This is a genomic window from Caballeronia sp. LZ019, assembly GCF_031450825.1.
GTDB lineage: Bacteria > Pseudomonadota > Gammaproteobacteria > Burkholderiales > Burkholderiaceae > Caballeronia.
In genome coordinates this window covers 657276-680861 of the sequence record NZ_JARTVZ010000003.1, presented here as the reverse complement: position 1 = coordinate 680861, position 23586 = coordinate 657276, and the positions used below count along the sequence as shown (strand labels likewise).

The window sequence follows — 23586 nt, the reverse complement described above, 5'->3', positions numbered from 1 at the left end:
CTTAGGCGTCAGCGCAAAGAAAAGATTCAGCGGTCACGCATCGCGCGCGCAAACATCATCTTGGCAGGAGACACATCATGGATGTTCAGGTCGCCGAGACCATCAAGGCGAGCGCGACTTATCGCGAACTCGTCCGCAAACGTTCGACGCTCGGCTGGACGCTGACGGCCCTCGTGCTCATCGTGTATTACGGCTATGTGCTGCTGATCGCGTTCGACAAGGACCTGCTTGCATCGAGGATCGGCGCGGGCGTGATGACGTGGGGCATGCCGATCGGCCTGTTCGTGATCGTCTTCACCGTGGCCATCACGGGCCTCTACGTGCGTCACGCCAACAGCACGTACGACGACCTGACCGACAAGATCAAGCGGGAGGTCCAATGAAAGCTCGACAGCTCCTTGCCGCAAGCGCGCTCGCCGGCGCCTCCGCCAGTTCGTTCGCCGCGGGCGGCGATCTCGGCCAGGCAGTCAAGCAGGCCACCAACTGGACCGCGATCAGCATGTTCATCGCGTTCGTCGTGGCGACGCTTTTCATCACCAAATGGGCCGCTAAGAGAACGCGCTCCGCTTCCGACTTCTATACGGCGGGCGGCGGCATCACCGGATTCCAGAACGGCCTGGCGATCGCAGGCGATTTCATGTCGGCGGCGTCGTTCCTCGGCATCTCGGCTGCGGTCTACACGAACGGCTACGACGGTCTCATCTATTCGATCGGCTTTCTCGTCGGCTGGCCGATCATCACGTTCCTGATGGCCGAGCGGCTGCGCAATCTCGGCCGCTTCACGTTCGCCGATGTGGCGGCGTACCGCTTCAGGCAGACGCCTATTCGCGCGTTCGCCGCATCGGGGACGCTGGTCGTGGTGGCGTTCTACCTGATCGCGCAGATGGTCGGCGCGGGACAGCTCATCAAGCTCCTGTTCGGACTCGAATACTGGATCGCGGTGGTGATCGTCGGCGCGCTGATGATGGTGTACGTGCTCTTCGGCGGCATGACCGCGACCACGTGGGTGCAGATCATCAAGGCGTGCCTGCTGCTCGCGGGGGCGTCGTTCATGGCGTTCATGGTGCTGTGGCAATTCAACTTCAGCCCGGAGGCGCTGTTTGCCAAAGCGGTCGACGTTCACGAAAAGAAGGCGTCGATCATGGGTCCGGGCAACTTCATCAAGGACCCGATTTCGGCCATCTCGTTCGGCATTGCGCTGATGTTCGGCACGGCTGGCCTGCCTCACATCCTGATGCGCTTTTTCACGGTGCCGAATGCGAAGGAAGCGCGCAAGTCGGTGTTCTGGGCGACGACATGGATCGGTTACTTCTACATCCTCACCTTCATCATCGGCTTCGGCGCGATCGTGCTCGTGTCCACCAATCCGGCGTTCAAGGATGCGGGCGGCAAGCTGCTCGGCGGGACCAACATGGCGGCGGTGCATCTTGCGAGCGCGGTCGGCGGCAACGTGTTCCTCGGCTTCATTTCAGCGGTGGCGTTTGCCACGATTCTCGCGGTGGTCGCGGGCCTGACGCTCGCGGGGGCATCGGCGGTATCGCATGATCTCTATGCGACCGTGTTCAAGCATGGCAAGGCGTCGAGCAAGAGCGAACTGCATGTGTCGCGCGTGACGACCATCGTGCTCGGCTTCGTGGCGGTCGTGCTCGGCATCGTGTTCGAGAAGCAGAACATTGCGTTCATGGTGTCGCTCGCGTTCGCGGTCGCAGCCTCGGCAAACTTCCCGGTGCTGTTCATGTCCGTGTTGTGGCGCGGTTGCACGACACGCGGCGCGGCGCTCGGCGGCTTTCTGGGCCTGCTTTCGGCGGTGGTGCTGACGGTGCTGTCGAAAGCCGTGTGGGTGGATGTGTTCCATTTCGCCGATGCACCATTCCCGTATGCATCGCCCGCGCTGTTTTCGATGGCGATCGGCTTTGCGGGCATCTGGCTCTTCTCGGTCACGGACCGGTCCGCGCGCGCTCGTATCGATCAGGCCGGCTTCGATGCACAGACCGTGCGTTCGGAAACGGGCATCGGCGCGGCGGAAGGCGCGAGTCACTAAGGCATGAGTTAGTTGGCAAGCAGCGCGGCCGGCAAGAGATTGCTGGCCGCGCTTAAGCATTTTCCTTTAGCGGTTATAGGTTTTTCATTATTTCCCCAGGCAATATGTCGTGACACGCTTGTCGAACATCGGCGATTTCCTCAAAGGGAGAATCACATGTTCGAAGAAGAGAAAGAAGCGTTCGCACGCGATGGCGTGGCCGTGCTGCGCGGCGTGTTCGCGGAATGGATTCCGACGCTGCGTGAAGGCGTCGCAATGAACGTTGCACAGCCGGGTCCGGATTTTCGCGACTATACGGCGGGGAAAAGCACAGGCCGCTTCTTCGGCGACTATTGCAACTGGCAACGCATCGAGCCGTTTCGACGCTTCGTCGAAGAGAGTCCGGCCGCGCGCATCGCACGGGAACTGATGCAATCCGACCGTGCGCGCATCTTTCACGAGCATGTGCTCGTCAAGGAACCCGGTGCCGACAAGCCGACGCCGTGGCATCACGACGAGCCGTATTACTGCGTGAGCGCACGGCAGAGCGTGAGCATGTGGGTGCCGCTCGATACGGTTCCGCGCGATACGTGCGTCGAATTCGTGGCGGGTTCGCATCGCTGGGGCAAGCTCTTTCGGCCGCGCAAGTTCACCGGCGTGACTTACGACCGCAGCGCCGATGGCCTCGAAGACATGCCGGATATCGAAGGGCGCCGCGAGGAATACGACATTCTCGGCTGGGATTTGCAGCCCGGCGATGCAATCGCGTTCGACTTCCTGACGGTGCATGGCGCGCCGGGCAACCGGCAGGCCGGTAATTCGCGCCGCGTGGTGTCGTTCCGATGGCTCGGCGACGAAGCCGTTTATGTCGATCGCGGCGGCGAGACTTCACCGCCCTACAAGCATCTCGCGGGCAAGCTCGCGCACGGCGATCCGCTGCCGGAGCAAGAGTTTCCATTCGTTGCGTGATGGAAAGACCGGGGCGGCCTGATACCATCACTTCTCCCGGTCCTATCGATTCGCGCACGCATGGCCACTTCCTTCACGCTGCGTCAGCTCAGGTATTTCGTTGCAACGGTCGATCATGGCAGCGTCGCGGAGGCATCGCGGCAGCTTTATATTGCGCAGCCGTCCGTATCCGCTGCGATCAAAGGGCTTGAAGAAGGGTTCGGCACGCAGCTCTTTATCCGCAGCCACGCGCAAGGGGTATCGCTGACGCCAGCGGGCGCGCGGTTCTATGAACATGCGAAGGAACTCTTGCGCAGCGCGAAGGAATTCGAACAGAACGCGCTGGCGGAAGCGGACGTGGCGTCGGGAAGCGTGGATATCGGTTGCTTCGAGACGTTTGCGCCGCTCTATCTTCCATCGCTGATTCGCGGCTTCAACGCGGTTTATCCCGGCATCGAGATTCGCGTCCGTGACGGCGATCAGGACGAGCTGTTGCAAGGGCTCTTTAGCGGCCGCTTCGATCTCGTGATGGTCTATGACCTCGGTCTCGATGCCGCTATCGATACGCATCTGCTGACGCGTCCGCAAAGCCCTTACGTGTTGCTGCCGGCGTCGCATCGTCTGGCGGGGCAGGCGAAGGTCAGTCTCTTCGAGCTATACGAGGAGCCGCTGATTCTGCTCGACGTCGCGCCGAGCCGCGACTATTTCGTCGATCTGTTCGAGCCGTTCGGGCTCACGCCGCGTGTCACGTTCAGTTCGCCGTCGCTGGAGCTCGTGCGCGGCATGGTGGGGCAGGGCTTCGGCTATTCGCTGCTCGTCACGCGGCCGCCTTCGTCGCTGACCTATGACGGCAACGAAGTAATCGCGGTGGGAATCGTGGAGGACGTAGCGCGCTCCGGGCTCGTCGCGGCGTGGCTGAAGCGCAATCCGCTGACCACGCCTGCGCGCCGCTTCGTCGATTATGCGGAGAAGATGCTCACGCCAGCGCCTGACTTGCCGTCGCCGCGCGCGCCCGCAGCCAGTTGATGCTCGCGAACAGCAGCACCGCGAATACGATCAGCATGGTCGCGACGGCGAGAATCGACGGATCGATGGAATCGCGAATGCCGCTCCACATTTGCCGGGGCACGGTCTTCTGTTCGGGTCCGCCGATGAACAGAATGACGATGACTTCATCGAACGATGTCGCGAACGCGAATACGCTGCCCGTGGCCACTGCCGGCGTGATGAGCGGCAAGGTCACGCGCCTGAACGCGGTCCACGGCGATGCGCCGAGCCCTGATGCAGCGCGCAACAGGCTCTGATCGAACGATAGCAGCGACGCCGTCACCGTGATGACCACGAACGGCGTGCCGAGCGCCGCATGAGCGAGCACCACGCCCGGATATGAATTGACGAGACCGAGCGGCGCGAAGATCAGATAGAAGCCCGCCGCGACGACGACGATCGGCACGATCATCGGCGAGATGATGATCGGCATGATGACCGAGCGTAGCGGAAACTGCGCGCGCGAAAGACCGAGCGCGGCAAGCGTGCCGAGACACGTTGCAATGAGCGTCGATGCCGCGCCGATGCCGATGCTGTTCAGGAGCGCACGCTGCCAGTCCGCGCTCGTCAGCGCCTGTTGATACCAGCGCAGCGAAAAGCCTTGCATCGGGTACGAGAAATACGAGCCCGAGTTGAACGAGAGCGGGATGATCGCGAGAATCGGCGCGATGAGGAAGAACAGCACGAGCGCGGTATGCAAGCGCACCCAGCGCGCGGCGATGCGTTCCGTCAGCACCGTGTTGCGTTTGTCTTGCATGAACGTTCCTTCGAATGCGAGTGGCTCAGCCGAAGCGCAGACGGTCGATGCCGACGATGCGGTTGAACAGGAAATAGAAGATCGCCGTGAAGATCACGAGATACGCCGACAGCGCGCCCGCTAGGCCCCAGTTGAGTTGCGTGTTGGTTTGTATCGCGATGAGCTGGCTGATCATCTCGTCGCCTGCGCCGCCGAGCAGCGCGGGCGTGATGTAGTAGCCGAGCGCGAGCACGAAGACGAGGAAGCAGCCCGCGCCGACGCCTGGCAGTGTCTGCGGCACGTACACGCGCATGAAGGCAGTGAACGGATGCGCGCCGAGCGATTTCGCCGCGCGCACATAGACGGGTGAGACGCTCTTCATCACCGAATAGATCGCGAGGATCATGTACGGCAGGAGCACATGCGTCATGCCGATCAGCACGCCCGTGCGATTGAAGATGAGCGGCGCCGGATGCGTCGCGAGGCCGAGTCCCATCAGCAGACTGTTGACGACGCCACCCGGCTGCAACAGCACATACCATGCGGTCGTGCGCACGAGCAGCGACGTCCAGAACGGCACGATCACGAACAACATCAGACGGTTGCTGCTCTTCGCGGGAAGATTGGCGAGCAGCCACGCAACCGGATAGCCGAGCACGAGGCATAGCAGCGTCACCGTCGCACTGATGGAGATGGTGCGCGCGAACGCATCGCGATACACCGCCGCATTGGACGGCACCGATGCAATGGCGCCCTTCGCCGTGACCTCGGCATCGACGGCAGCGAGCAGATAATCCGGCGTCGGCGATGCGGCCGCACGCTTGAGCAAGCGCCATATCTCGGGCGAGTTCCACCGTTCGTCGAGGCCGGTCAACGCCGGCTTCCACGCGGGCGGGGCATCGTTGCGAATGCCGCGCGCCGTGCGCATCAAGAGGCTGCGAAACTCCGGCTGCGCGAAGTTGAGCCGTCGCGCGACATTGCCCAGTTGTCCGCTTTCGCGTGCCTGCACGAGGCCCGAGGCGAGCAATGCGAAGGTGCGCTCGTCGGGTATCCCCTGACCGTCCCACGCATCGAGGGCGCGCGCGAGCGCGGGCATGCTGTCGGGCACTTCGTGGTTCTGCACGCTGCGTGCGAGCAGCAGCGCGATCGGCGCGATGAAGGTCGAAAGCAGAAACACGATCAACGGCAGCGCAAGCAGCAACGCCTGCATGGACGCGCGCCGTTGCGCCTTCTGATAGGACGCACGGCCTTCGGCTCTCGTCGGAGTGCCTTGGGCCGATGCGTGCAGGTGGGTGGTCACGGTCAAGATGGTTCTCGTTCGACAGGGGCGTTACTGCGTCAGCCACGCCTGGAAGCGCTTGTTGATCGCATCCGCGTTGTCGGCCCAGAAGCTCGCGTTGACCTGCACTGCGCGCTTGAAGTTATCGGGCGCAGTCGGCAGATCGGCCAGACGCTGCTTGTCGACGAGCGGAATCGCGTCCTTGCGCGGCGGCGCATAGGCGATGTACTTCGAGAGATCGGCCGACGCCTTCGGCTGTGCCTGCGCGACGATGAATTTCGCGGCTGTATCCGCGTGCTTCGCGCCTGCCGGAATGCCCCACCATTCGAAGTCGTAGAGTTGCCCGTCCCAGACGGCCTTGAAAGGCTTCTTGTCGCGCTTGACGGCATCGTCGATACGGCCGTTATAGGCCTGCACCATCACGACTGCACCGTCCGCGAGAAGCTGCGGCGCTTGCGCGCCCGACTCCCACCACACGATATTCTTCTTGATCGTATCCAGCTTCTTGAACGCGCGATCGACTCCGGCGGGCGTGCCGAGCACCTTGTACACGTCTTTGGGATCGACGCCATCGGCAATGAGGGCCCATTCCATCGACACCTTCGGCGACTTGCGCAGCCCGCGCTTGCCGGGGAATTTCTGCAAGTCGAAGAAGTCGTTGACGGTGGTCGGCGCCGTCTTCAGCTTGCTCGTGTCGTAGGCATAAACGGTGGACCACACCATGCTCGCAACCGCGCAATCCGTGATCGAGCCGGGAATGAAATCACTGGTCTTGCCTAAGGAATTCTTGTCGATTTTCTTAAGCAAACCTTCATCGCAAGCAGTGATGGCATCGTTGCTTTCGAGGTCCATCAAATCCCATGTCGTGTTCTTCGCCTGCTCCATCGCCGATAGCTTGGCGAGGCCGCCGTCATACGATTCGGTCGAGAACGTGACGCCCGTCGATTGCGTGAACGGATCGAACCACGCTTTCTTCGCGGCGGCTTCGAAAGCGCCGCCGAAGGTCACGACCGAGAGCGTTTCCGCTGCTTGCGTCGTGGCGGTGGCAAAGGCGAGTACGGCAAGTGCGGCGCATTGTGCTTTGATATGAGTGCGCATGTCAGTTGGCTCCTGCGGGTGCGGTCGTGATGATGGAAGGTGATGGCGCGTTGGGAGAGGTAATGGCGGGGGTGCTGCGTGGTGCGGCTGCCGCGAGAATCTTGCAGTCGTCATGTCGCCAGGCGACTTCGGTGAAATCGCCTGCAGCGGGCAACGCATGCCGTTGCGTGTTCGGCACCTTGACGACGATGGAATCGCGCGAGCCCAGCGTCAGATGCACGCGATGATGATCGCCGCAATACACGAGTTCGTCGACGCGTCCGCGCACGACATTGCAATGCTCATCGACATGCGTGCCTTCGGCGTTCGGAATGTGGGCGCGTTCGGGGCGCAGCGCGAGCATCGCATCGTCGCCGGCGCGCAAGCCGTGCTCGCAGCGGCCGCGGATCGTGCTGCCATCCGACAGCGCGAGCGTGGCCCACGGTTCATCGACGTTCACGACGCGTCCGGTCAATCCATTGTTCTCGCCGACGAAGTTCGCGACGAATGCGTTTTGCGCGTTCTCATACAGCTCGCTGGGCGTCGCGGCCTGTTGAATGCGGCCATCGGAGAATACGGCGACGCGGTCGGACATCGTGAGCGCTTCGGCCTGATCGTGCGTCACATAGACGATGGTCAGCGAAAGCTCACGATGCAGCCGCATGATTTCGTATTGCATCGTTTCACGCAGGCGCTTGTCGAGCGCGCCGAGCGGTTCGTCCATCAGCACGACGCTCGGCTCGAAGACGAGCGCACGCGCAAGCGCGACGCGCTGCTGTTGTCCGCCCGACAGTTGCGCGGGCCGACGATTCGCGAGGTGCGGCAATTCGATCATGTCGAGCGCGCGCTTGACGCGCGTCTTCTGCTCCGCGCGGCTGACGCGTCGCACGGAAAGCGGAAACGCGACGTTCTCGGCAATCGTCAGATGCGGAAACAGCGCGTAATTCTGAAACACCATGCCGATGTCGCGCTGATGCGGCGGCTTGTCGTCGAGGCGCTTGCCATCCAGCCGAATCTCGCCATGCGTGGGCGATTCGAATCCTGCCAGCATCATGAGCGTGGTCGTCTTGCCCGATCCCGATGGCCCGAGCAAGGACACGAACTCTCCCTTGCGCACGTCGAGGTTCAGATCGTTCAACGACGTAGTTCGCGCCGTCATACGATTTGCTCACGCCCGTGAACGAGATGAAGGAAGGATTTGACATCGTGATTGCGTCCTGTCTTTGATGCAGTATTCAATGCGCGCCGATTCTGCTTGCGAGATAGCGCGCGAAGTCGTAATTGGGCCGTTCCAGATGACTCAGTTGCCCCGGTCTCGCGAGCGGTGCGTGGACGCCGCGAAATACGGCTTCGACGCCGCGTCTGTCTTCGGCATTGACTTCATCGAGCAATTGTTTAAGCGTCGCCATGTGTGCATTGGCTTCGGGATCGGCAATGAATTCAGGGGCGAGCCCGCCGCCAAAACGAATATGCACTTGCCCCACGCCTCGGGGCTGCAACACGAGATACCAGAAATAGCCGGGCGTGAGCGTAATGAGATGCGTCGGATAGATGGCGAGCAAAGCGGTTGTCTTGCGCCAGTGCCCGGTCAGGCGCGTGTTGTCCGGATGCGCATTTCCGATGGGCAGGCTGGCCTCTTTGGTGATCCAGTGATAATTGAATGCCGGATAGCCGGGCGGACATTCCATTTCCTCGAGCTTCGAATGCGGGCCCACGGTTGCGCGATGAAGCATCGGCAAGTGATAGCTCTCCATGAAGTTTTCCGCGAGGATCTTCCAGTTCGTGTTCCACACGTGTTCTTCATGAAACGTCTCGATGTAATCGGACATGCCGTAGGCGTCGATCAGTTCATCGAGCTTGGCGAGCTGCGTATGAACAGGCGGGGCGCTTTGGTCCAGCGTCACATACATCCAGCCTTGCCATTCTTCACAGCGAATCTGCGGCAACCGGTAGCTTTCCTTGCAGAAGCCCGCTTGCCGGTCCATCAGCGGCGCGCCCTTCAACGCGCCGTCGAGCGAATAGTTCCATGCGTGATACGGGCAGACGATACGGCGCACATTGCCCCGTCCTTCCAGCAGCACCGACATGCGATGCAGGCATACGTTCGACATCGCCTTGAGCTGCATCTGCTCGTCGCGCAATACGACGACCGGTTGCTCGCCGATACGCGCCGTCAGATAGTCTCCGGGCGCCTTGAGCGTGCTCGCCCGGCCCAGACATTGCCATTCGTGCGCGAAGATATCGCGTTCTTCGAGAGCCAGAAACTCCGGCGATGTGTAGACGCCCGGCGGCATGGCATGAGCATCGCTGAACGATTGTTCGCAACCGCTGCGCAGTTCGTCGACGAGCGCTTGCAGTGGGGTCGTGCGTGCCGGGTCGGCCATGAAGCCCTCCTTCTTCCATTTCCCAGAGAGCGCGCCGACGCAAGGCTGCTGCATCGCGCTCCAACATGGTCATCAATCTATCAAGCCAAATTGCCAGCCAAAATATTGTTTTCGGATACAAAGCAAAGTTTTTGACTATGCAGGCGTGAAGCCGCCTGGGCGTTCCGACGCCTCAGGCATCGAGACGTAAGCGCCGAATATAGTTTTCGCAGAAGGACGCGAAGCGGTGCACTACCTGACGCGGTTTCATCGTGCGCGACTGCGCAATCCCGAGCGTTGTCGCGTTGACGGTGTCCTTGAAACGTTTAATCACGAACTCTTCTCCATCGACCGTGCGATTGGACTTGAGGGGGAAATTCAACAGGCTATAGCCGAGTCCGTTGGCCACCATGCCGCGCACGACTTCCGGCTGCGAAGAACGAAACGCCGGCACGGGGCGGCTGCCTACGGCGTCGAAAAGGGCCGCGAAATATTCGCGGCTGTGCGGCAGGTCGAGCATCACGTAAGGCTCCGGCAGCAGATCCGCAAGCGACACCTTGCGCGCGCGGGCGAGGCGATGCGTCCTCGGCAGAATGACGTAAGGCGGAAGCGAGAGGAGCGGCGTGAAGGCAATGTCTTCCGTCATGTCGAGGCTGTATGTCAGCGCAATATCGAGTGAGCCGTCTTGCAGGCCGCTTAGCAGCGCATCCTGATGCGCCTCTACTGTACGAAAGGAAATGCCCGCGTGCTCGTCGGTGAAGCGGCTGATCAGTCCCGGCATGAGCGGCGGCGCAAGCGAAACCAGACAGCCGAGCGTGATTGCGCCCGTCATTCCGCCGTCCATTTCTTTAGCCGCCATCTGGAGTTCTTCGGCAATTTTCAGAAGATTGCGCGCTTGCCCCAGGAGATCGCGCCCCGCTTGCGTAAGCGACAGGCCGCTTGCGTGGTGCCGGATGAAGAGCTGCACGCCAAAGGACACTTCGAGATCCGCCAATGCCGTGGAAATGGATGGTTGAGAGATATGCAGCCGCTTGGCCGCAGCCGTGAATGACAGCGTCTCGGCGGTGACGACGAAATAGCGCAACTGACGCAGCGAATAGCGCAAGGGGTGGCCTTCCATCGCCAAGTGACTCCATATGTGATGAGCCGGATTCTGCGGTGCTCAAAAATCCTTGCATAGCCAAATCCGATGCTAGGCATTTTTTTTATATATTTTTCGGATTCTCTCGCGACGCGTAGATTGCCACGCATACGTATCTGCTTTTCCTAAGGGACTCAGCCATGACAGTGGAAACTACGTCGATCGATACGCTCGTGGTGGGCGGCGGTCAGGCCGGCATCGCGATGAGCGAGCATCTGAGCAAAGCCGGTGTTCCGCATCTCGTGCTCGAACGTGCGCGTATTGCCGAACGCTGGCGCACGGGACGCTGGGATTCGCTCGTCGCCAATGGGCCGGCGTGGCACGATCGTTTCCCTAATCTGGAGTTCGCCGAATTCGACCCGAACGGCTTTGCGTCGAAGGACCAGGTTGCGGAATACTTCGCTGCGTACGCAAGGAAATTCAATGCGCCGATCCGCACGGGCGTCGAAGTGAAGAACGTCGTGCGCAATGCGGGCCGTCCAGGCTTCACGGTCGAGACGTCCGACGGCACGATCGAAGCAAATCGCGTCGTTGTCGCGACCGGTCCCTTTCAGCGCCCCGTCATTCCAGCCATCGCGCCGAAGGATGCCGGACTCGAGCAAATTCACTCGGCCGACTATCGCAATCCGCAGCAATTGCCCGAAGGCGCGGTGCTTGTCGTCGGCGCGGGCTCATCGGGCGTTCAGATTGCGGATGAATTGCAGCGAGCAGGAAGGCAAGTCTACTTGTCCGTGGGACCGCACGATCGTCCGCCCCGCGCGTATCGCGGCCGCGATTTCTGCTGGTGGCTCGGCGTGCTCGGCGAATGGGATGCCGAGGTGATGCGGCCGGGCAAGGAGCACGTGACCATTGCAGTAAGCGGTGCGCGCGGCGGACATACGGTGGACTTCCGGCGTCTCGCACATCAGGGTGTCACGCTCGTCGGACTCACGAAGTCATTCGACGGCGGCATCGCGACGTTTCAGACCGACCTCGCGGATAACATCCGGCGCGGCGACGATAACTATCTGTCCTTGCTCGATGCGGCCGATGCTTACGCCCAGCGTAACGGCCTCGATCTCCCGCAAGAGCCGCAAGCGCGCGATATTCCGTCCGATCCGCCGTGCCTGACACAGCCCATTCTCGAACTGGATCTGGCGAAGGCCAATGTCACGTCGATCATCTGGGCAACGGGCTATGCAGTCGATTTCGGCTGGCTCCAGGTCGACGCATTCGACGACAACGGCAAGCCGAAGCATCAGCGCGGTGTATCGAAGGAGCCCGGTGTCTATTTCCTGGGCTTGCCCTGGCTTTCACGCCGGGGCTCCGCGTTCATCTGGGGCGTCTGGCACGACGCAAAGCACATTGCGGATCACATCGTCACGCAGCGCAAGTACCTCGCTTATTACGATGCGCCAAAGACCGAGCCAGGCGATGCGCGATCGCTAAAAGTCAGCGAAGCGATTTAGTCTTTCTTCAAGAAACGAGGCATTCATGAGCCAACCCACGCACACCCGTATCCGCATGTTCAATACAAAGGATACGTATCCCAATCAGACGCTCGATAACGATCTTTGCCAGGCGGTGCGCGCGGGCAATACGGTGTATGTTCGCGGTCAGATCGGCACGGACTTCGAAGGCAATCTCGTCGGCCTGGGCGATCCGCGTGCGCAAGCCGAACAGGCAATGAAGAATGTGAAGCAATTGCTCGAAGAAGCCGGCAGCGATCTCTCTCACATCGTCAAGACGACGACGTTTCTTACCGATGTGCGCTATCGGGAGCCGGTGTATCGTGAAGTCGGGAAATGGCTGAAGGGTGTGTTTCCGATTTCTACCGGACTCGTGGTCGTCGCATTGGGTCAGCCGGAATGGCTCATGGAAATCGATGTGATCGCGGTCATTCCCGATGGATGGACGCCGTCTGCCGCTTAAAGGAACACAGATGACATTTTCAATCGTCGGACGTTGCGATAAAACGGGGCAGCTCGGCATAGCGATCAGTTCATCGAGCATCGCGGTCGGCGCGCGTTGTCCGTGGTTGCGCGCCAGGGTCGGCGCAGTGGCGACGCAGAACGTGACGCTGCCGGCGCTTGGGCTCTTGATTCTGGATCATCTGAGCGACTCGGAGATGGAGCCTTCCGTCGCGCTCGATCGTGCTTTAGCCACGGATGCCTTCAGCGATTATCGCCAGGTCACCGTCATCGATGCCCGAGGCCGCACGGCATTCTTTAGCGGCAAGGAAGCGCTTGGAATCAATCATGCGGTCGCGGGAAATCAATGCGTCGCAGCGGGCAACATGCTGACTAGCATCGACGTCATCGAAGCGATGACGCCCGCATTCGAGCGCACCTCAGGCGCGCTTGCGGACCGTCTCCTTGCCGCCATGCATGCCGCAATGGAGAAGGGCGGAGAAGCAGGACCGGTGCATTCGGCCGCGCTGAAGATCGTGGGCGATCAGGTGTGGCCGATCGTCGATTTGCGCATCGACTGGGCTGAAGACGATCCCATCGGCAAGCTGGCCAGTCTTTGGCAAGCGTATTCGCCGCAGATGCAGGACTACATCACGCGCGCGTTGAATCCGACCGCCGCGCCGAGCTACGGAGTGCCGGGCGATGAGTGAGATGTCGAGCCGGGCCTTGCTCGAAAAGCTGATCGGCTTTGCCACGGTTAGCCGCGATTCCAACCTGCAGATGATCGAATTTATTCGCGATTATCTGGCGCAGCATGGCGTCGAAAGCGAGCTGTTCTATAACGATGCGGGCACCAAGGCCAATCTCTTTGCGACCATCGGTCCGAGTGACCGTGGCGGCATCGTGCTCTCGGGGCATACGGATGTCGTCCCCGTCGATGGACAGGCATGGACCGTCGAGCCGTTTCGCATGAGCGAGCACGAAGGCCGCTTATATGGACGCGGCGCCGCCGATATGAAAGGCTTCATCGCGTCGGTGCTTGCCGCGGTGCCGCGTTTCGTCGCTCGTGAGTTGCGCTTGCCGGTGCATCTCGCGTTCTCCTACGACGAAGAAGTGGGCTGCCTGGGCGTGCGCCCGATGCTCGCCGAACTGGAACAACGCCCGCACAAGCCGGTGCTTTGCCTGATCGGCGAGCCGACCGAACTCAAGCCGGTGCTCGGCCATAAGGGCAAGCTGGCGATGCGCTGTCACGTGAAGGGCGCCGCGTGTCATTCCGCTTATGCGCCGTATGGCGTCAACGCAATTCAATATGCCGCGCGGCTCATCCATCGTCTGGAGGTGATCGGCGAGCAGCTCGCCCATCCGCAGCATCACGACGAACGATTCGATCCGCCATACTCGACCGTGCAGACCGGTCTCATCAAGGGCGGCCGCGCGCTGAACATCGTGCCGGAAGAATGCGAGTTCGATTTCGAAGTACGTGCGCTGCCGGGATTCGATGCGAACGAAGTTGCGCATGATCTACTGACTTACGCCGAAAGCGAACTGGTTCCGCGCATGCGCGCTGTCAAGCCCGATACCGGCATTCGCTTGCAGGCGCTTTCTGCGTATCCGGCATTGGCGACATCACCGGAAAGCGAAGCGGCGCGGCTTCTGACGCAACTCTGCGGGTCCAGTGAGTTCGGCACGGTGGCGTTCGGCACGGAAGGAGGGCTTTTCGATCAGGCGGGCATCCCGGCCGTCGTATGCGGGCCAGGCAGCATGGATCAAGGCCATAAGCCCGATGAGTTCATCACCGTCGAACAGCTCGATGCATGCGATGCAATGTTGAAGCGGCTCACGGATCACCTCGCCGGATAAGTGATCGAAAGGATCATTGATAAGCGAGCAACCGCCCCAGCACTCCCGCCGCCGGCCACAACAACAATGACAGCGCGGCCTGCACGCGCCCGGCCAACGGAGGTTGCCGGTCCCAATCGAGAAGCCGCTGCGACCAGATGCGACGAAACGCCAACGCATTGATCAGCCCCAGCAGGATGCAGCACAGCTTCGTTTGCAGCAGAGTATTGCGGTGCAACGGCACGGCATCCGCACAGAAGAGCATCGCACCGCTTGCAATCAAAAGGACTAGCCCGGCAGCCGCATAGGGCGTGAGTGCGTCGGATACATCGGCTATGGAGAACCGGCGGCCAAGGCCCAGCAAGCGCAAGTCGAGCAGCCCGATCGGGCCGATCAGCAGCGTCAGCCCGAGCAAATGAACCAGATTCACCGAGGGATAGGCCCACGGCGAGCTGCGAATCCATAGCGCAAACGCCGACCCTTCAATCGACGCCGCCAGCGTGGCCGCAGATGTGGCCCACTCCATCGCTAACGCAATTCGACCGTCTTGTCATCGACCGTAATGCGTTCAGCGCGCAACTCATGCGTGCCGTCCGAACGCGGATAGCCTTCGATGCTGACGACCTTGCCCGCCGATAGAGCGTCCATCGGCAGACCCCGCGACTCCATGCGGCTCACCGGCGCAAGTACGACATGCCAGCGCGCGCCCTGGTAGTCGACAGCGGCTTCCACATGCGGGTTGCGATACTGAACATCGAGCAGCGGGGCCTGAATTTTCAGTGTCTTCGAAACATCGTAGGAACTCCAGCCGTGGTGCGCCGATGCGGTCGCGACGGCGAGTACGGCAGCCGCGCCCATCAGGCAGTGTCGAATGCGCATGTCATCACCTTTGTCCGTGTTTGCGAGGCCGTTCTTCCGTCGATTCGGAAACGGGACGCATCTCGACCAATATAGGAACATTCGATAGCGTTTTGCAAGGTAAGTGCGTAAATGCTCCGGTAAGTCGAAACGAGCGGGCCTGTAACCGCTGGTAAGCAGCGGCGAAAAGCGCGAGTTCATCGCGCGATCGCAAGACTGTGCGCACCGTGACAATGCGATGGTCCCATTCCGATGGGTCTTTCTCGCCAAGGAGCGCACCGCATGAACGTTACGAACCCACTCGCCACGCACAGGACGCAGGCAAGCGCATCGACGCTGCCCATCAAGCGCAGCCAGAATGCCGCCACCAGCGCAGGCACCGCGAAGTCCACGACAGCGCCAACGACGCCCGCCAATCCACCGCATCTCGGCAATACCATCGACACCACGGCCTGAGCGATTCATGCAAATGCGCATCCAATCCGCGCTGCTGTGCGCGATCGTTGCAGCGTGCCCCTTCATGTTCGACGGCTGCGCGGTTGCCGCGCTGCCATGCCGCCTGACATCCGCGACGCTGAAGATCGTGCCCGTCGTCGGTCATGCGGCGGCCACGCCTTTCGATGCCTGTGCCGCTGCGATCGACTGACATGCACATTCACTTGCGACGTATCGCGGCGCGTGTCCTCATTGCAGCCATCATGCTGCCGCTGCTCGCGCACGCGGAGAGACCTTACGCATTTCGAGGCCTGCAGTTGGGCGTATCGCTCGATGACTTCCGACGTCACGAACATGCACGCGCGCTTCCGGCCGGCAGTCTCGCGGTCTGCACGACCGACCCCGAAGCCGCCTCTCTAGGGATGGAGCTGAGCGATCCGCATAGCGTTTCCATCGCGTGCAAGTGGGCGCATCGGACAGAGCAGGGGTGGCGGCCATCGCAGGCGGTCGTCGATTGCGCGCCTTCGTTCGATCACGTCATGCGCTTCGCCGCGATGCCGGGCGAAAGCGAACCGCGTCTCTATCGCATGTCCTTCGTGTTCGATGCCCGCCTTGCGAGCGACTTCGCCGATGCGCTCGCGCTGAAGTACGGCGCGAGCCGCGTCAGGCGCGAGCACGGTTACACGCGGTACGTCTGGGAAAACGCCGCAAGCACCATCACGCTCGAAGCAAACGCGGGCGCGGCGACGGCGCGCGTCATCTATCGCCTGAAAGATCACGAAGCGTGGCTCGCGCGGCTCACCGAACAATGGCGCGCGGCTGCCGCGGATGCGCCCTGAACAGGAACATCACATCATGAGAATTGCGCTTGTCGCGTCCGCGGCGCTTGCGCTTAGCGCTTGCTCATCCACTTCGTCCTCGTCGCGATCGATCGTCGAGATGCCGACGTTCGCGCCGAGTGTCTCGCAGCCCGTCAACGTCAACACGCAAGGCGCGATCTTTCAGTCAGGCAGCGCTTACTCGTTGTATGAGACGCCGCGTGCGCAAAAAGTGGGGGACGTGCTCACGATTCGCCTCTCCGAGTCCTATCGCGGCAGCAATACCGCCGATGCAAAAGCCAGCCGCGAAAGCTCGATCAGCGCCGAAGCCGCCGACAAGACCACGGGTGCAGCCGCGCGCCTCGCGCGGCTTTTCAACGTCGGCTCCGCATCGACGAGCTTCAACGGATCGGGCAGCACATCGAACATCAGCGCGATGGACGGCACGCTCGCGGTGTCGGTCATCGGCACATTGCCCGGCGGCAATCTCGTCGTGGCGGGCGACAAGATCATTGCGATGGGCGGCAATCAGGACCGTCTGCGCTTCTCGGGGATCGTCAATCCTAAGGATGTCGAAGCAGGTAACTATGTGGCTTCGAACAAGGTGGCGAACGCCCGTATCGAACAGGCCGGCGTCGGCATGCTCGCGGACTCGACCACGATGGGCTGGCTACAGCGCCTCTTCATGAGCGTGCTCACGTTCTGAACCGCGAGCGCGTCAAAGTGGCGGGGCGTGCTCGGCCGCGCCCGGATCGCCGTGCGGCACGAAAATATAGCCACGTCCCCACACCGTTTGCACATAGCGCGGCTCGGACGGGTCCGTTTCGATGAGACGCCGCAGCCGCCAGATGGCGACATCGAGACTGCGATCGCGATGCGCGCTGTTGCCGCGCATGCGTTCGTTGAGTTGCGCGCGCGTGAGCACGACCATTTCATGCCGGATGAGAATCTTGAGCAGCGCGAATTCCGCCGAACGCAGCGGCAGACGCGCACCGTCACGGCGCAATTCGCGTGCGGTGAAGTCGATCTCGAACGGACCGAAGCGATACGCGGGCCGTATCTCCGGCGCGCCGGGTGCATCGACATGGCGGCGTCGCAACACCGAGCGTATGCGTGCAAGCAATTCGCGCGGATCGAAGGGCTTCGATAGGTAATCGTCGGCGCCGAGTTCGAGGCCGATCACGCGGTCGATCACATCCGAACGAGCGGTCAGCAAGATAACCGGCACGTCCTCGCCCGCGCTGCGAAGCTCGCGCAGTGCATTGATCCCATCCTTGCCGGGCATCATTACGTCGAGCACGACGAGCGATGGCCGCTCGGCTTCGATGCTGCGTTTCAAGGCTGCGCCGTCGTGCAGCACCGACACGGCGAAGCCGTGGCCTTGCAGATATTCGCGCACGTGGTCGCGCACCACGGGGTCGTCATCGACCATCAATACATGTTGAGTCATGCGCCGCATTCTATGCGCGGCGTCGCGGAAATCGCGATACGAAATACTTTCCGATTCTTTCGCGGTGACGTGCCGTGAGCGTTCGTAAGAATCGGTAATGGCATCGCTTATTGCGAAAGACGCCTGTTTCATGGGCTCGCCATTACAATTTCGGGATGGCTATTTCGGTTCTCATTGTTGACGACGATTCCGTGGTGCGCGATCTGTTGCGCCGCTTTCTGCACGAACGCGGCGTGCAGGTCTCCGTGCTGCACGATGGAAGCGGGCTCGCGCATCGACTCGAACTGGAGCGGCCGTCCATCGTCGTGCTCGACATCATGATGCCGGACACCGATGGCCTGCGTGCATTACGCATGCTGCGGGCAGGCGGCGACGACATCCCGGTGATCCTGCTCACGGGGCGCGCGAGCGTGAACGACAAGATCGCGGGCCTGCAGTCGGGCGCGGACGATTACCTCGCCAAGCCCTTCGATCCGCGCGAGCTGCTTGCGCGCATCGAGACGGTGCTGCGCCGTCGCGCGATTGTGCCGAGCCGTCCCGAGCCGTGCGCGCGAGAACGCGTCGGCCGCTTCGAACTGGATTTCGTCACGCGTTCGCTGGTCGGTGGCGACGAGCGCATCGCGCTGCGCGACAGCGAATTCGCGTTGCTCAAGATATTCATGAAGCATCCGTACAAGGTGCTTTCGCGCGTGCTCATTCACGATCTGCTGCGCGGCGACGATCTCTCCTATCGCGATCGCGGGCTCGATGTGCCGATCTGGCGCCTGCGCCGCATCATCGAGGATGACCCTTCTAACCCGCGTCACGTGCAGACGGTGCGCGGCCAGGGCTATGTGTTCGTGCCCGATATCGACGGCGCCGCGTTCGATGCGCGTCCAGGCGGTGTTTGAATGGCTGCGCCGTCGCGCGGCGGGCGTCTGTAACACGCTCTTCGGGCGTACCGCGCTGATTTCGATTGTCGTGCTGTTGATCGTCCAGAGTGGATGGTTCGCCATACTGATGAATCAGGGAAGGCGCAACGAAGCCGATGGCTATGCGCGCGGACTGCTGCTCGTGCTCGAAGCGGCACATAGCGATGCAGCGCTCGATGGCCGCCTCGCGCGTGCAATGCATGTGCATACCGTGCCGGTGTGGAACATGCCGAAGCCCGTCGTATTGCATGCGCCGGTCGGCACGCGTCACGCGCATCTTGCGCGCCAGCTGGCGGAGGGCCTGCCGACTGGCACGCGCATCGCGGTCGACACGGATGCGAAGGACATGTCTCGCCTGTGGGTGCGGTATCCATCGAGCAGCTTCTGGATCGTCACGCCCATCGACGTGCCGCATCCCGCGCCGTTCGTTGCGGAGTCGGTCGTCATGCTGCTGGGGGCCGTGCTGCTGTCGCTGATCGCGACGTGGCAATTGCAGCGGCCACTCGCGCGCGTCGCGCAGGCTGCACGGCGCTTCGGCGACGGCGAGCGTCCCGCGCCCGTTGACGAGAAAGGCCCGCGCGAGTTGCGCGAACTGATCGGCGCATTCAACCGGATGATGCGTCGCGTGTCGGATGCCGAGGACGACAAGACGGTGATGCTCGCGGGCGTCGCGCACGATCTCAAGGCGCCGCTCACGCGTCTGCGCTTGCGCGCGAGCGTGCAACAGGACGATGCCTCGGGCGGGCGCAAGGATACGCTGCGCGATATCGATTCGTTGACGCGCATCGTCCAGCAGTTCCTCGAATTTGCCGCACGCGCGCCGGCTGATACTTCGGTGAGCCATGTTGACGCGTTCATCGCCGAGCAGTTTCCCGCTCCCGATGACGGCGGCGATGCGCTCTTCGCACTATCGCTCGAAGCAGGCGATGCCTTCCGGCTGCCGCGCACGGTCATCGACCGCTTGATGACGAATCTCGTGGACAATGCGCTCGAACATGGCGAGCCGCCAGTCGAGATTCGTACCGCGCGTCTCGACGATGCGTGGCTGATCGAAGTAAGCGATCACGGTCCTGGCATTCCTGACGAGCGTATCGAAGACGCGATGCGGCCGTTCGTCCGCCTGGATCCGGCGCGCAGCGGCGATGGACATTGCGGCCTCGGCCTTGCGATCGTCGCACGGCTCGCACGTGAACTCGACGGGCGATGCGAGATCGGCAATGCGGCGGGTGGCGGGCTGACGGTGCGTATCGTCGTGGCGGATCGGGACGCGCCTGCACGATCGACCAAGTAGTAAGAATAACGAAACGATATGTCCATTACATCATCATCCATATCGCGAGCGCGTCGCGGCTTCCTGCGCGGCAGTGCGGGCGTCCTGCTCTTAGGCGGCGCCGGTGCAAGCGTTCTTTCCGCGTGCGGCGGCGCAAGCGACAGCGGCGCCGCGCCCGAAGCGCCGCACATGACGTCCATCGAGAATTTCCGCGATATGGCCGGCACGGGTGACGGTTATCCGACTGCCGATGGCCGCCGTCTTCGTCAGGGCGTGTTCTATCGCTCCGGAGCGCTCAATGCGAACGATGCGGACATGTTCGCGATGCAGCGTCTGTCGCTGTACACGATTCACGATCTGCGCACGCTGAGCGAGGCAACGCTCGCGCCCGATCGCGTGCCTGCGGGTGCATCGCGCGAGACGCATGAGATTGCACCCATCGATGTGTCCGCTGCAAATCCTGACGATGCCGCCGCCGCACGCGCATGGATGATCGACCGTCAGCGCGAGATGATCGCCGATCCGCTCGCTCGCGTGCAGTTCGGCGCATTGCTAAAGCGGCTCGCACACAAGGCGGGGCCGCAAGTCGTGCATGGCGCGACGGGCAAAGATAGAACCGGCTGGGCAGCCGCGCTGATTCTCGCCATCGCCGACGTGCCGCTCGATGTCATCATTCAGGACTATCTGATGACGAACGTCGTGGCGGAGGCGCAGATTGCCGTGCGCATGTCGGCGCATGCGGCGCGACTGGGCGTTCCGCTGGCGGTCGTCGCGCCATTGCATCAGGCGCAAAGCACGACCATCGAAGCGGCCTTCGATGAACTTCAGAAGCGGTTCGGCACATTGAACGAGTACCTCGTGCGCGGGTTGTCGCTCGGCGACGACGATATTGCGATGCTGCGCGCAAAGCTCGTGCGCTAAGCTCGACCGCTCGAAAAAGACCGGCTCGCCTGCGCCCGCAAGACGAGCCGGAAACGAGGACGCATCCTGAGGCCGGTGCAGAATAGCATCGCGTGCGGACAAGCCTCGCTTCGTGAAAGGCATGGAAAGGAACTAGGGTCCGCGAGCGGCCACCATCTTGCCGACGAGCGCATCCACCTTCTGTTGCGCGCCAGAAAAACGGTCGAGCGTATAGGCGTGCGACTGATAGCGGGCCGTGACCAGCACGCGTCCCTGACGTAGCAAAGTGAGATCGATCGCGGACAGATACGCTTCGGGGTCGTCGCTGAAGCTCGGGTTTGCCCAGCTCGTCGTCGTTGCATAGACGAGCATCGCCTCGCAGCCGGGCGGGGACGTGCCGGGGTTATAAACCATCGAATCCACGCCGCGACGCTGCAAGGCTAATTGCAGCACCGGCACGATATCGCCAGCGGGCATCGTCTGATTCAGTTCGATGCAGACCGATCGCAGCGAGGCCGGCGCACCCGTGACGTAATCGGGGGACGAGTACTTCGACGCCACCGACATGCCCGCCTGCACCAGCGAGCCGGCAGTATCGGCGGCGGTGAGAAGCGTCCATGTGCAGCCCTGAATCGCGCTCGCGCATGCGGCGATGGCAAGGCATCGCATGAAGTGCGGGCGCGCGCGCATGCACTTAGCGCACCACGCGCAGGCGCAGCGAAGAAGGACCGTCGATGCTCGCTGTCAGACTGGCCGTAAGCCGTGCCGCATCGTCGCGCACGACGAAGTGCTGACGCGTCGCCGTGTTGACGTCGTGGCGCACGTCGGGAAAGCATGCAGCAATATCGGCGCCGAGTTCCTGAAGCGGGTCCGCGACCACGCCGTCTGCGGCCCAGTGCGCCTTCCAGCGGCAATCGTAGACGTGACGGCTGCCACGGCAGGTTCCCTGTTCAGGCGATCCCGCGGGCATCAGCGCGGCGTGCTTGCCGAGCGTCGTGAAGGATTCGGCGGCGACGATGTTCTTGAGTGCGGCGCAGACATCCGGCAGGTCTTCAGCCGATGCGTGCAACACCGGCAGCATGAGTGCGATGCCCGCGAGCGCGGCGCGCATTGGAGATTGAACGAAGTTTCGATGAGTAGGAGCGTGCATGAGCTGGATGGTTATCGTTGAGAAACGGCTGCATGCGATGTTGACGCTGCACGCGGCGCGCAACGATATGTTCGCTCAGTGAATCGGTGGTCAATCAGGCAAGAAGCGTTGCAGGTAACGAAGTTCTTACCGGATGTTATCGATTATTTGCGCGCATCATACGAACAACGAAATGATTTTGCCGACGGTGACTGCGGCCGCAACCCATTTCCCTGCGGTATAAAACTCGTTGGCGTCGTCGCTCGGCGTGCCGGGGCTGTCGAGGCCCAGCGCACCGGACGCGAACTGCCTGATCGATGAGACCGCCGGTTCAGGCGTTGTCGTTGCAGTCTCGGATGATGTGTCTTGACTCGCGGCGTCGGCGTCGGCGTCGCGCCGCACGGGCGCTTCGACATTGCCCGCGTAAGGAATTGAAGTCGAACTGCCGATCTGCATCGCGTGCCTCTTGGAAAGCGTTTTGTCAGTCCGGCATAACGGCGCATGCTTCGGGCGCTTGAGCCTGTCGATCCTTTCCAAGCCTTACACTTTTCCATCCAACTATAAGAGCCTGCCCGCTCGCGATGGCGGCTGACACAGACCGCATGTGAAGTCGTCGCATGAATAACCGATGAAGCGGCCGCCGCATCGCATGCATGCGTTCAGGTGAAGCACGCCTGCATCGAAGAAGCGCGGCAGCGTCCAAGCGCGCGTGAAGCTCAGCACTGCTTCCTCGCCATGCGCCTGCACGGTCTGCAAGTAGAGCCGATAACTCTCGATGAGCGCACGCAGCGTGGCGCGCTCGTCGGCATCGGCGACGAGCGGATGGACGTTCCTGAAAATCGAATGAAACAGCGATGAATGAATGTTCGGACGCCACGTCAGAAACCAGTCGGCCGAGAAGGGCAGCATGCCCTTAGGCGGCGATACGCCTCTTACTTCCTTGTAGAGCTTCAGCAAGCGGTCACGCGAGAGCTTCGTCTCGGCTTCTAGCAGTTGCAGCCGCGCGCCGAGCCGGATCAGCTCTTCAGCGAGCATGATCTCCCGCACTTCCGCGACGATGCTCCTGCCGGCGATGGACGCACGCGTGGCGTTGGCGGTCACGATCTGCGCTTGCACGCTTCCTCCCCGAGGACGATGGAAACATGCAGATGCGAGAGCGGCTTCACATGATGGCCGTCGATCAATGTAGAGAGCAGCTTGACATCGTCGATCCGGAACTGCCACACGAGTTCGGTCGATTCGGAAAGGCGTCGTGTTTGCGCAGCGGTGAGCGTCGATATGATGCGTGCGGCGGTATCGTCGAGGCCGAGCCGATACATCGCCATGATTCTGTCCTCATGCAGCAGACGCCGCGCAAGCAGCAGATAGGCGAGATTGAGTTCGCGGATTTGCGCGAGGCTTTCCGGTAGGTTCGTCATCGGTGACATGAGTTCGATGATGAGAGCGCGGGCGCATCGCCTCTCGCGCGATGCGCCC

Annotated in this window: 28 protein-coding genes and 1 pseudogene; 15 read left to right on the top strand and 14 right to left on the bottom strand. The window is 61.9% G+C overall.

The window, feature by feature from the left end; genetic code table 11:
- Positions 1 to 77: 77 nt before the first annotated feature.
- From P9255_RS11595 to P9255_RS11580, 4 genes are all read left to right on the top strand, one after another.
- A complete protein-coding gene (locus tag P9255_RS11595; RefSeq protein ID WP_309767590.1) occupies positions 78 to 383 on the top strand; it encodes a DUF485 domain-containing protein in 306 nt (101 codons plus the stop codon).
- On the top strand, positions 380 to 2041 hold the full coding sequence (locus P9255_RS11590) for a cation acetate symporter (protein ID WP_309789506.1): 1662 nt from the start codon (positions 380 to 382) through the stop codon (positions 2039 to 2041). Before P9255_RS11595 ends, P9255_RS11590 begins: the two co-directional genes overlap by 4 nt.
- A gap of 156 nt (positions 2042 to 2197) precedes the next feature.
- Positions 2198 to 2989 carry a phytanoyl-CoA dioxygenase family protein gene (locus P9255_RS11585; RefSeq protein ID WP_309767593.1) on the top strand — a complete coding sequence of 264 codons (792 nt, stop codon included), beginning with the start codon at positions 2198 to 2200 and terminating at the stop codon, positions 2987 to 2989.
- Between the two features lie 60 nt (positions 2990 to 3049).
- Complete coding sequence (locus tag P9255_RS11580; RefSeq protein ID WP_309767595.1) at positions 3050 to 3994, top strand: LysR substrate-binding domain-containing protein; 945 nt, start codon at positions 3050 to 3052, stop codon at positions 3992 to 3994.
- On the opposite strand, the gene P9255_RS11575 is transcribed toward P9255_RS11580, so the two are convergent.
- The 6 genes and pseudogenes from P9255_RS11575 to P9255_RS11550 all read right to left on the bottom strand — a co-directional run bounded on the left by P9255_RS11575 (position 3945) and on the right by P9255_RS11550 (position 10590).
- Positions 3945 to 4772, bottom strand: coding sequence for an ABC transporter permease (locus P9255_RS11575; RefSeq protein WP_309767598.1), 828 nt, complete (start codon positions 4770 to 4772; stop codon positions 3945 to 3947). The genes P9255_RS11580 and P9255_RS11575 overlap by 50 nt on opposite strands.
- Positions 4773 to 4797: 25 nt before the next feature.
- Entirely contained in the window at positions 4798 to 6039 is a 1242-nt protein-coding gene (locus tag P9255_RS11570; RefSeq protein ID WP_309768231.1) for an ABC transporter permease, read from the bottom strand.
- A gap of 42 nt (positions 6040 to 6081) precedes the next feature.
- Positions 6082 to 7128 (bottom strand): ABC transporter substrate-binding protein, encoded by a 1047-nt coding sequence (locus P9255_RS11565; RefSeq protein ID WP_309767600.1) that lies wholly within the window; start codon positions 7126 to 7128, stop codon positions 6082 to 6084.
- Between the two features lies 1 nt (position 7129).
- Positions 7130 to 8312 (bottom strand): annotated as a pseudogene (locus tag P9255_RS11560) (ABC transporter ATP-binding protein).
- Between the two features lie 30 nt (positions 8313 to 8342).
- Positions 8343 to 9491, bottom strand: a complete 1149-nt coding sequence (locus tag P9255_RS11555) for an SRPBCC family protein (RefSeq protein WP_309767603.1) — start codon at positions 9489 to 9491, stop codon at positions 8343 to 8345.
- Between the two features lie 172 nt (positions 9492 to 9663).
- Complete coding sequence (locus P9255_RS11550; protein ID WP_309767604.1) at positions 9664 to 10590, bottom strand: LysR family transcriptional regulator; 927 nt, start codon at positions 10588 to 10590, stop codon at positions 9664 to 9666.
- A gap of 161 nt (positions 10591 to 10751) precedes the next feature.
- On the opposite strand from P9255_RS11550, the gene P9255_RS11545 reads away from it, so the two are divergent.
- The 4 genes from P9255_RS11545 to argE are packed head-to-tail and all read left to right on the top strand — an operon-like array spanning position 10752 to position 14360.
- Complete coding sequence (locus P9255_RS11545; RefSeq protein WP_309767606.1) at positions 10752 to 12059, top strand: NAD(P)/FAD-dependent oxidoreductase; 1308 nt, start codon at positions 10752 to 10754, stop codon at positions 12057 to 12059.
- Between the two features lie 25 nt (positions 12060 to 12084).
- The gene (locus P9255_RS11540; RefSeq protein WP_309767608.1) at positions 12085 to 12522 is read left to right on the top strand and encodes a RidA family protein; all 438 of its coding nucleotides are present in this window, start codon (positions 12085 to 12087) and stop codon (positions 12520 to 12522) included.
- A gap of 10 nt (positions 12523 to 12532) precedes the next feature.
- On the top strand, positions 12533 to 13210 hold the full coding sequence (locus P9255_RS11535) for a DUF1028 domain-containing protein (RefSeq protein WP_309767609.1): 678 nt from the start codon (positions 12533 to 12535) through the stop codon (positions 13208 to 13210).
- A complete protein-coding gene (gene argE, locus P9255_RS11530) occupies positions 13203 to 14360 on the top strand; it encodes an acetylornithine deacetylase (protein ID WP_309767610.1) in 1158 nt (385 codons plus the stop codon). The genes P9255_RS11535 and argE overlap by 8 nt, the downstream gene beginning before the upstream one ends.
- Positions 14361 to 14373: 13 nt before the next feature.
- Here the strand turns inward: argE and P9255_RS11525 are convergent, their stop codons facing one another.
- The gene (locus P9255_RS11525; protein WP_309789505.1) at positions 14374 to 14865 is read right to left on the bottom strand and encodes a DUF6644 family protein; all 492 of its coding nucleotides are present in this window, start codon (positions 14863 to 14865) and stop codon (positions 14374 to 14376) included.
- 2 nt (positions 14866 to 14867) lie between these two features.
- Positions 14868 to 15218 (bottom strand): DUF6152 family protein, encoded by a 351-nt coding sequence (locus tag P9255_RS11520; protein WP_309767614.1) that lies wholly within the window; start codon positions 15216 to 15218, stop codon positions 14868 to 14870.
- Between the two features lie 261 nt (positions 15219 to 15479).
- On the opposite strand from P9255_RS11520, the gene P9255_RS11515 reads away from it, so the two are divergent.
- Genes P9255_RS11515 through P9255_RS11500 form a run of 4 tightly spaced genes read left to right on the top strand, consistent with a single transcriptional unit; the run spans position 15480 to position 17156 of the window.
- A complete protein-coding gene (locus P9255_RS11515) occupies positions 15480 to 15653 on the top strand; it encodes a hypothetical protein (protein WP_309767616.1) in 174 nt (57 codons plus the stop codon).
- Positions 15654 to 15660: 7 nt separating this feature from the next.
- The gene (locus P9255_RS11510; RefSeq protein ID WP_309767617.1) at positions 15661 to 15843 is read left to right on the top strand and encodes a DUF6726 family protein; all 183 of its coding nucleotides are present in this window, start codon (positions 15661 to 15663) and stop codon (positions 15841 to 15843) included.
- A 1-nt stretch (position 15844) separates the two neighbouring features.
- The gene (locus P9255_RS11505) at positions 15845 to 16471 is read left to right on the top strand and encodes a hypothetical protein (protein ID WP_309767619.1); all 627 of its coding nucleotides are present in this window, start codon (positions 15845 to 15847) and stop codon (positions 16469 to 16471) included.
- Positions 16472 to 16487: 16 nt separating this feature from the next.
- Complete coding sequence (locus P9255_RS11500) at positions 16488 to 17156, top strand: flagellar basal body L-ring protein FlgH (protein WP_309789504.1); 669 nt, start codon at positions 16488 to 16490, stop codon at positions 17154 to 17156.
- A 12-nt stretch (positions 17157 to 17168) separates the two neighbouring features.
- Here the strand turns inward: P9255_RS11500 and P9255_RS11495 are convergent, their stop codons facing one another.
- Positions 17169 to 17900 (bottom strand): response regulator, encoded by a 732-nt coding sequence (locus P9255_RS11495; protein WP_309767621.1) that lies wholly within the window; start codon positions 17898 to 17900, stop codon positions 17169 to 17171.
- Between the two features lie 155 nt (positions 17901 to 18055).
- Between P9255_RS11495 and P9255_RS11490 the strand changes: the two genes are divergently transcribed.
- The 3 genes from P9255_RS11490 to P9255_RS11480 are packed head-to-tail and all read left to right on the top strand — an operon-like array spanning position 18056 to position 21002.
- Positions 18056 to 18790 (top strand): response regulator, encoded by a 735-nt coding sequence (locus tag P9255_RS11490; RefSeq protein WP_309767623.1) that lies wholly within the window; start codon positions 18056 to 18058, stop codon positions 18788 to 18790.
- Entirely contained in the window at positions 18768 to 20102 is a 1335-nt protein-coding gene (locus P9255_RS11485) for an ATP-binding protein (RefSeq protein ID WP_309767625.1), read from the top strand. Before P9255_RS11490 ends, P9255_RS11485 begins: the two co-directional genes overlap by 23 nt.
- An 18-nt stretch (positions 20103 to 20120) precedes the next feature.
- Positions 20121 to 21002: a tyrosine-protein phosphatase gene (locus P9255_RS11480; RefSeq protein WP_309767626.1), complete on the top strand. Its 882-nt coding sequence runs from the start codon at positions 20121 to 20123 to the stop codon at positions 21000 to 21002.
- 132 nt (positions 21003 to 21134) lie between these two features.
- Here the strand turns inward: P9255_RS11480 and P9255_RS11475 are convergent, their stop codons facing one another.
- The 5 genes from P9255_RS11475 to flhD all read right to left on the bottom strand — a co-directional run bounded on the left by P9255_RS11475 (position 21135) and on the right by flhD (position 23528).
- A complete protein-coding gene (locus tag P9255_RS11475) occupies positions 21135 to 21671 on the bottom strand; it encodes a hypothetical protein (protein WP_309789503.1) in 537 nt (178 codons plus the stop codon).
- 4 nt (positions 21672 to 21675) lie between these two features.
- The gene (locus P9255_RS11470) at positions 21676 to 22131 is read right to left on the bottom strand and encodes a hypothetical protein (RefSeq protein WP_309767629.1); all 456 of its coding nucleotides are present in this window, start codon (positions 22129 to 22131) and stop codon (positions 21676 to 21678) included.
- 156 nt (positions 22132 to 22287) lie between these two features.
- Positions 22288 to 22566, bottom strand: a complete 279-nt coding sequence (locus tag P9255_RS11465) for a hypothetical protein (protein ID WP_309767630.1) — start codon at positions 22564 to 22566, stop codon at positions 22288 to 22290.
- Positions 22567 to 22668: 102 nt separating this feature from the next.
- Positions 22669 to 23184, bottom strand: coding sequence for a flagellar transcriptional regulator FlhC (flhC, locus tag P9255_RS11460; protein WP_309768232.1), 516 nt, complete (start codon positions 23182 to 23184; stop codon positions 22669 to 22671).
- Between the two features lie 23 nt (positions 23185 to 23207).
- Complete coding sequence (gene flhD, locus P9255_RS11455) at positions 23208 to 23528, bottom strand: flagellar transcriptional regulator FlhD (RefSeq protein WP_309767632.1); 321 nt, start codon at positions 23526 to 23528, stop codon at positions 23208 to 23210.
- Positions 23529 to 23586: the final 58 nt, after the last annotated feature.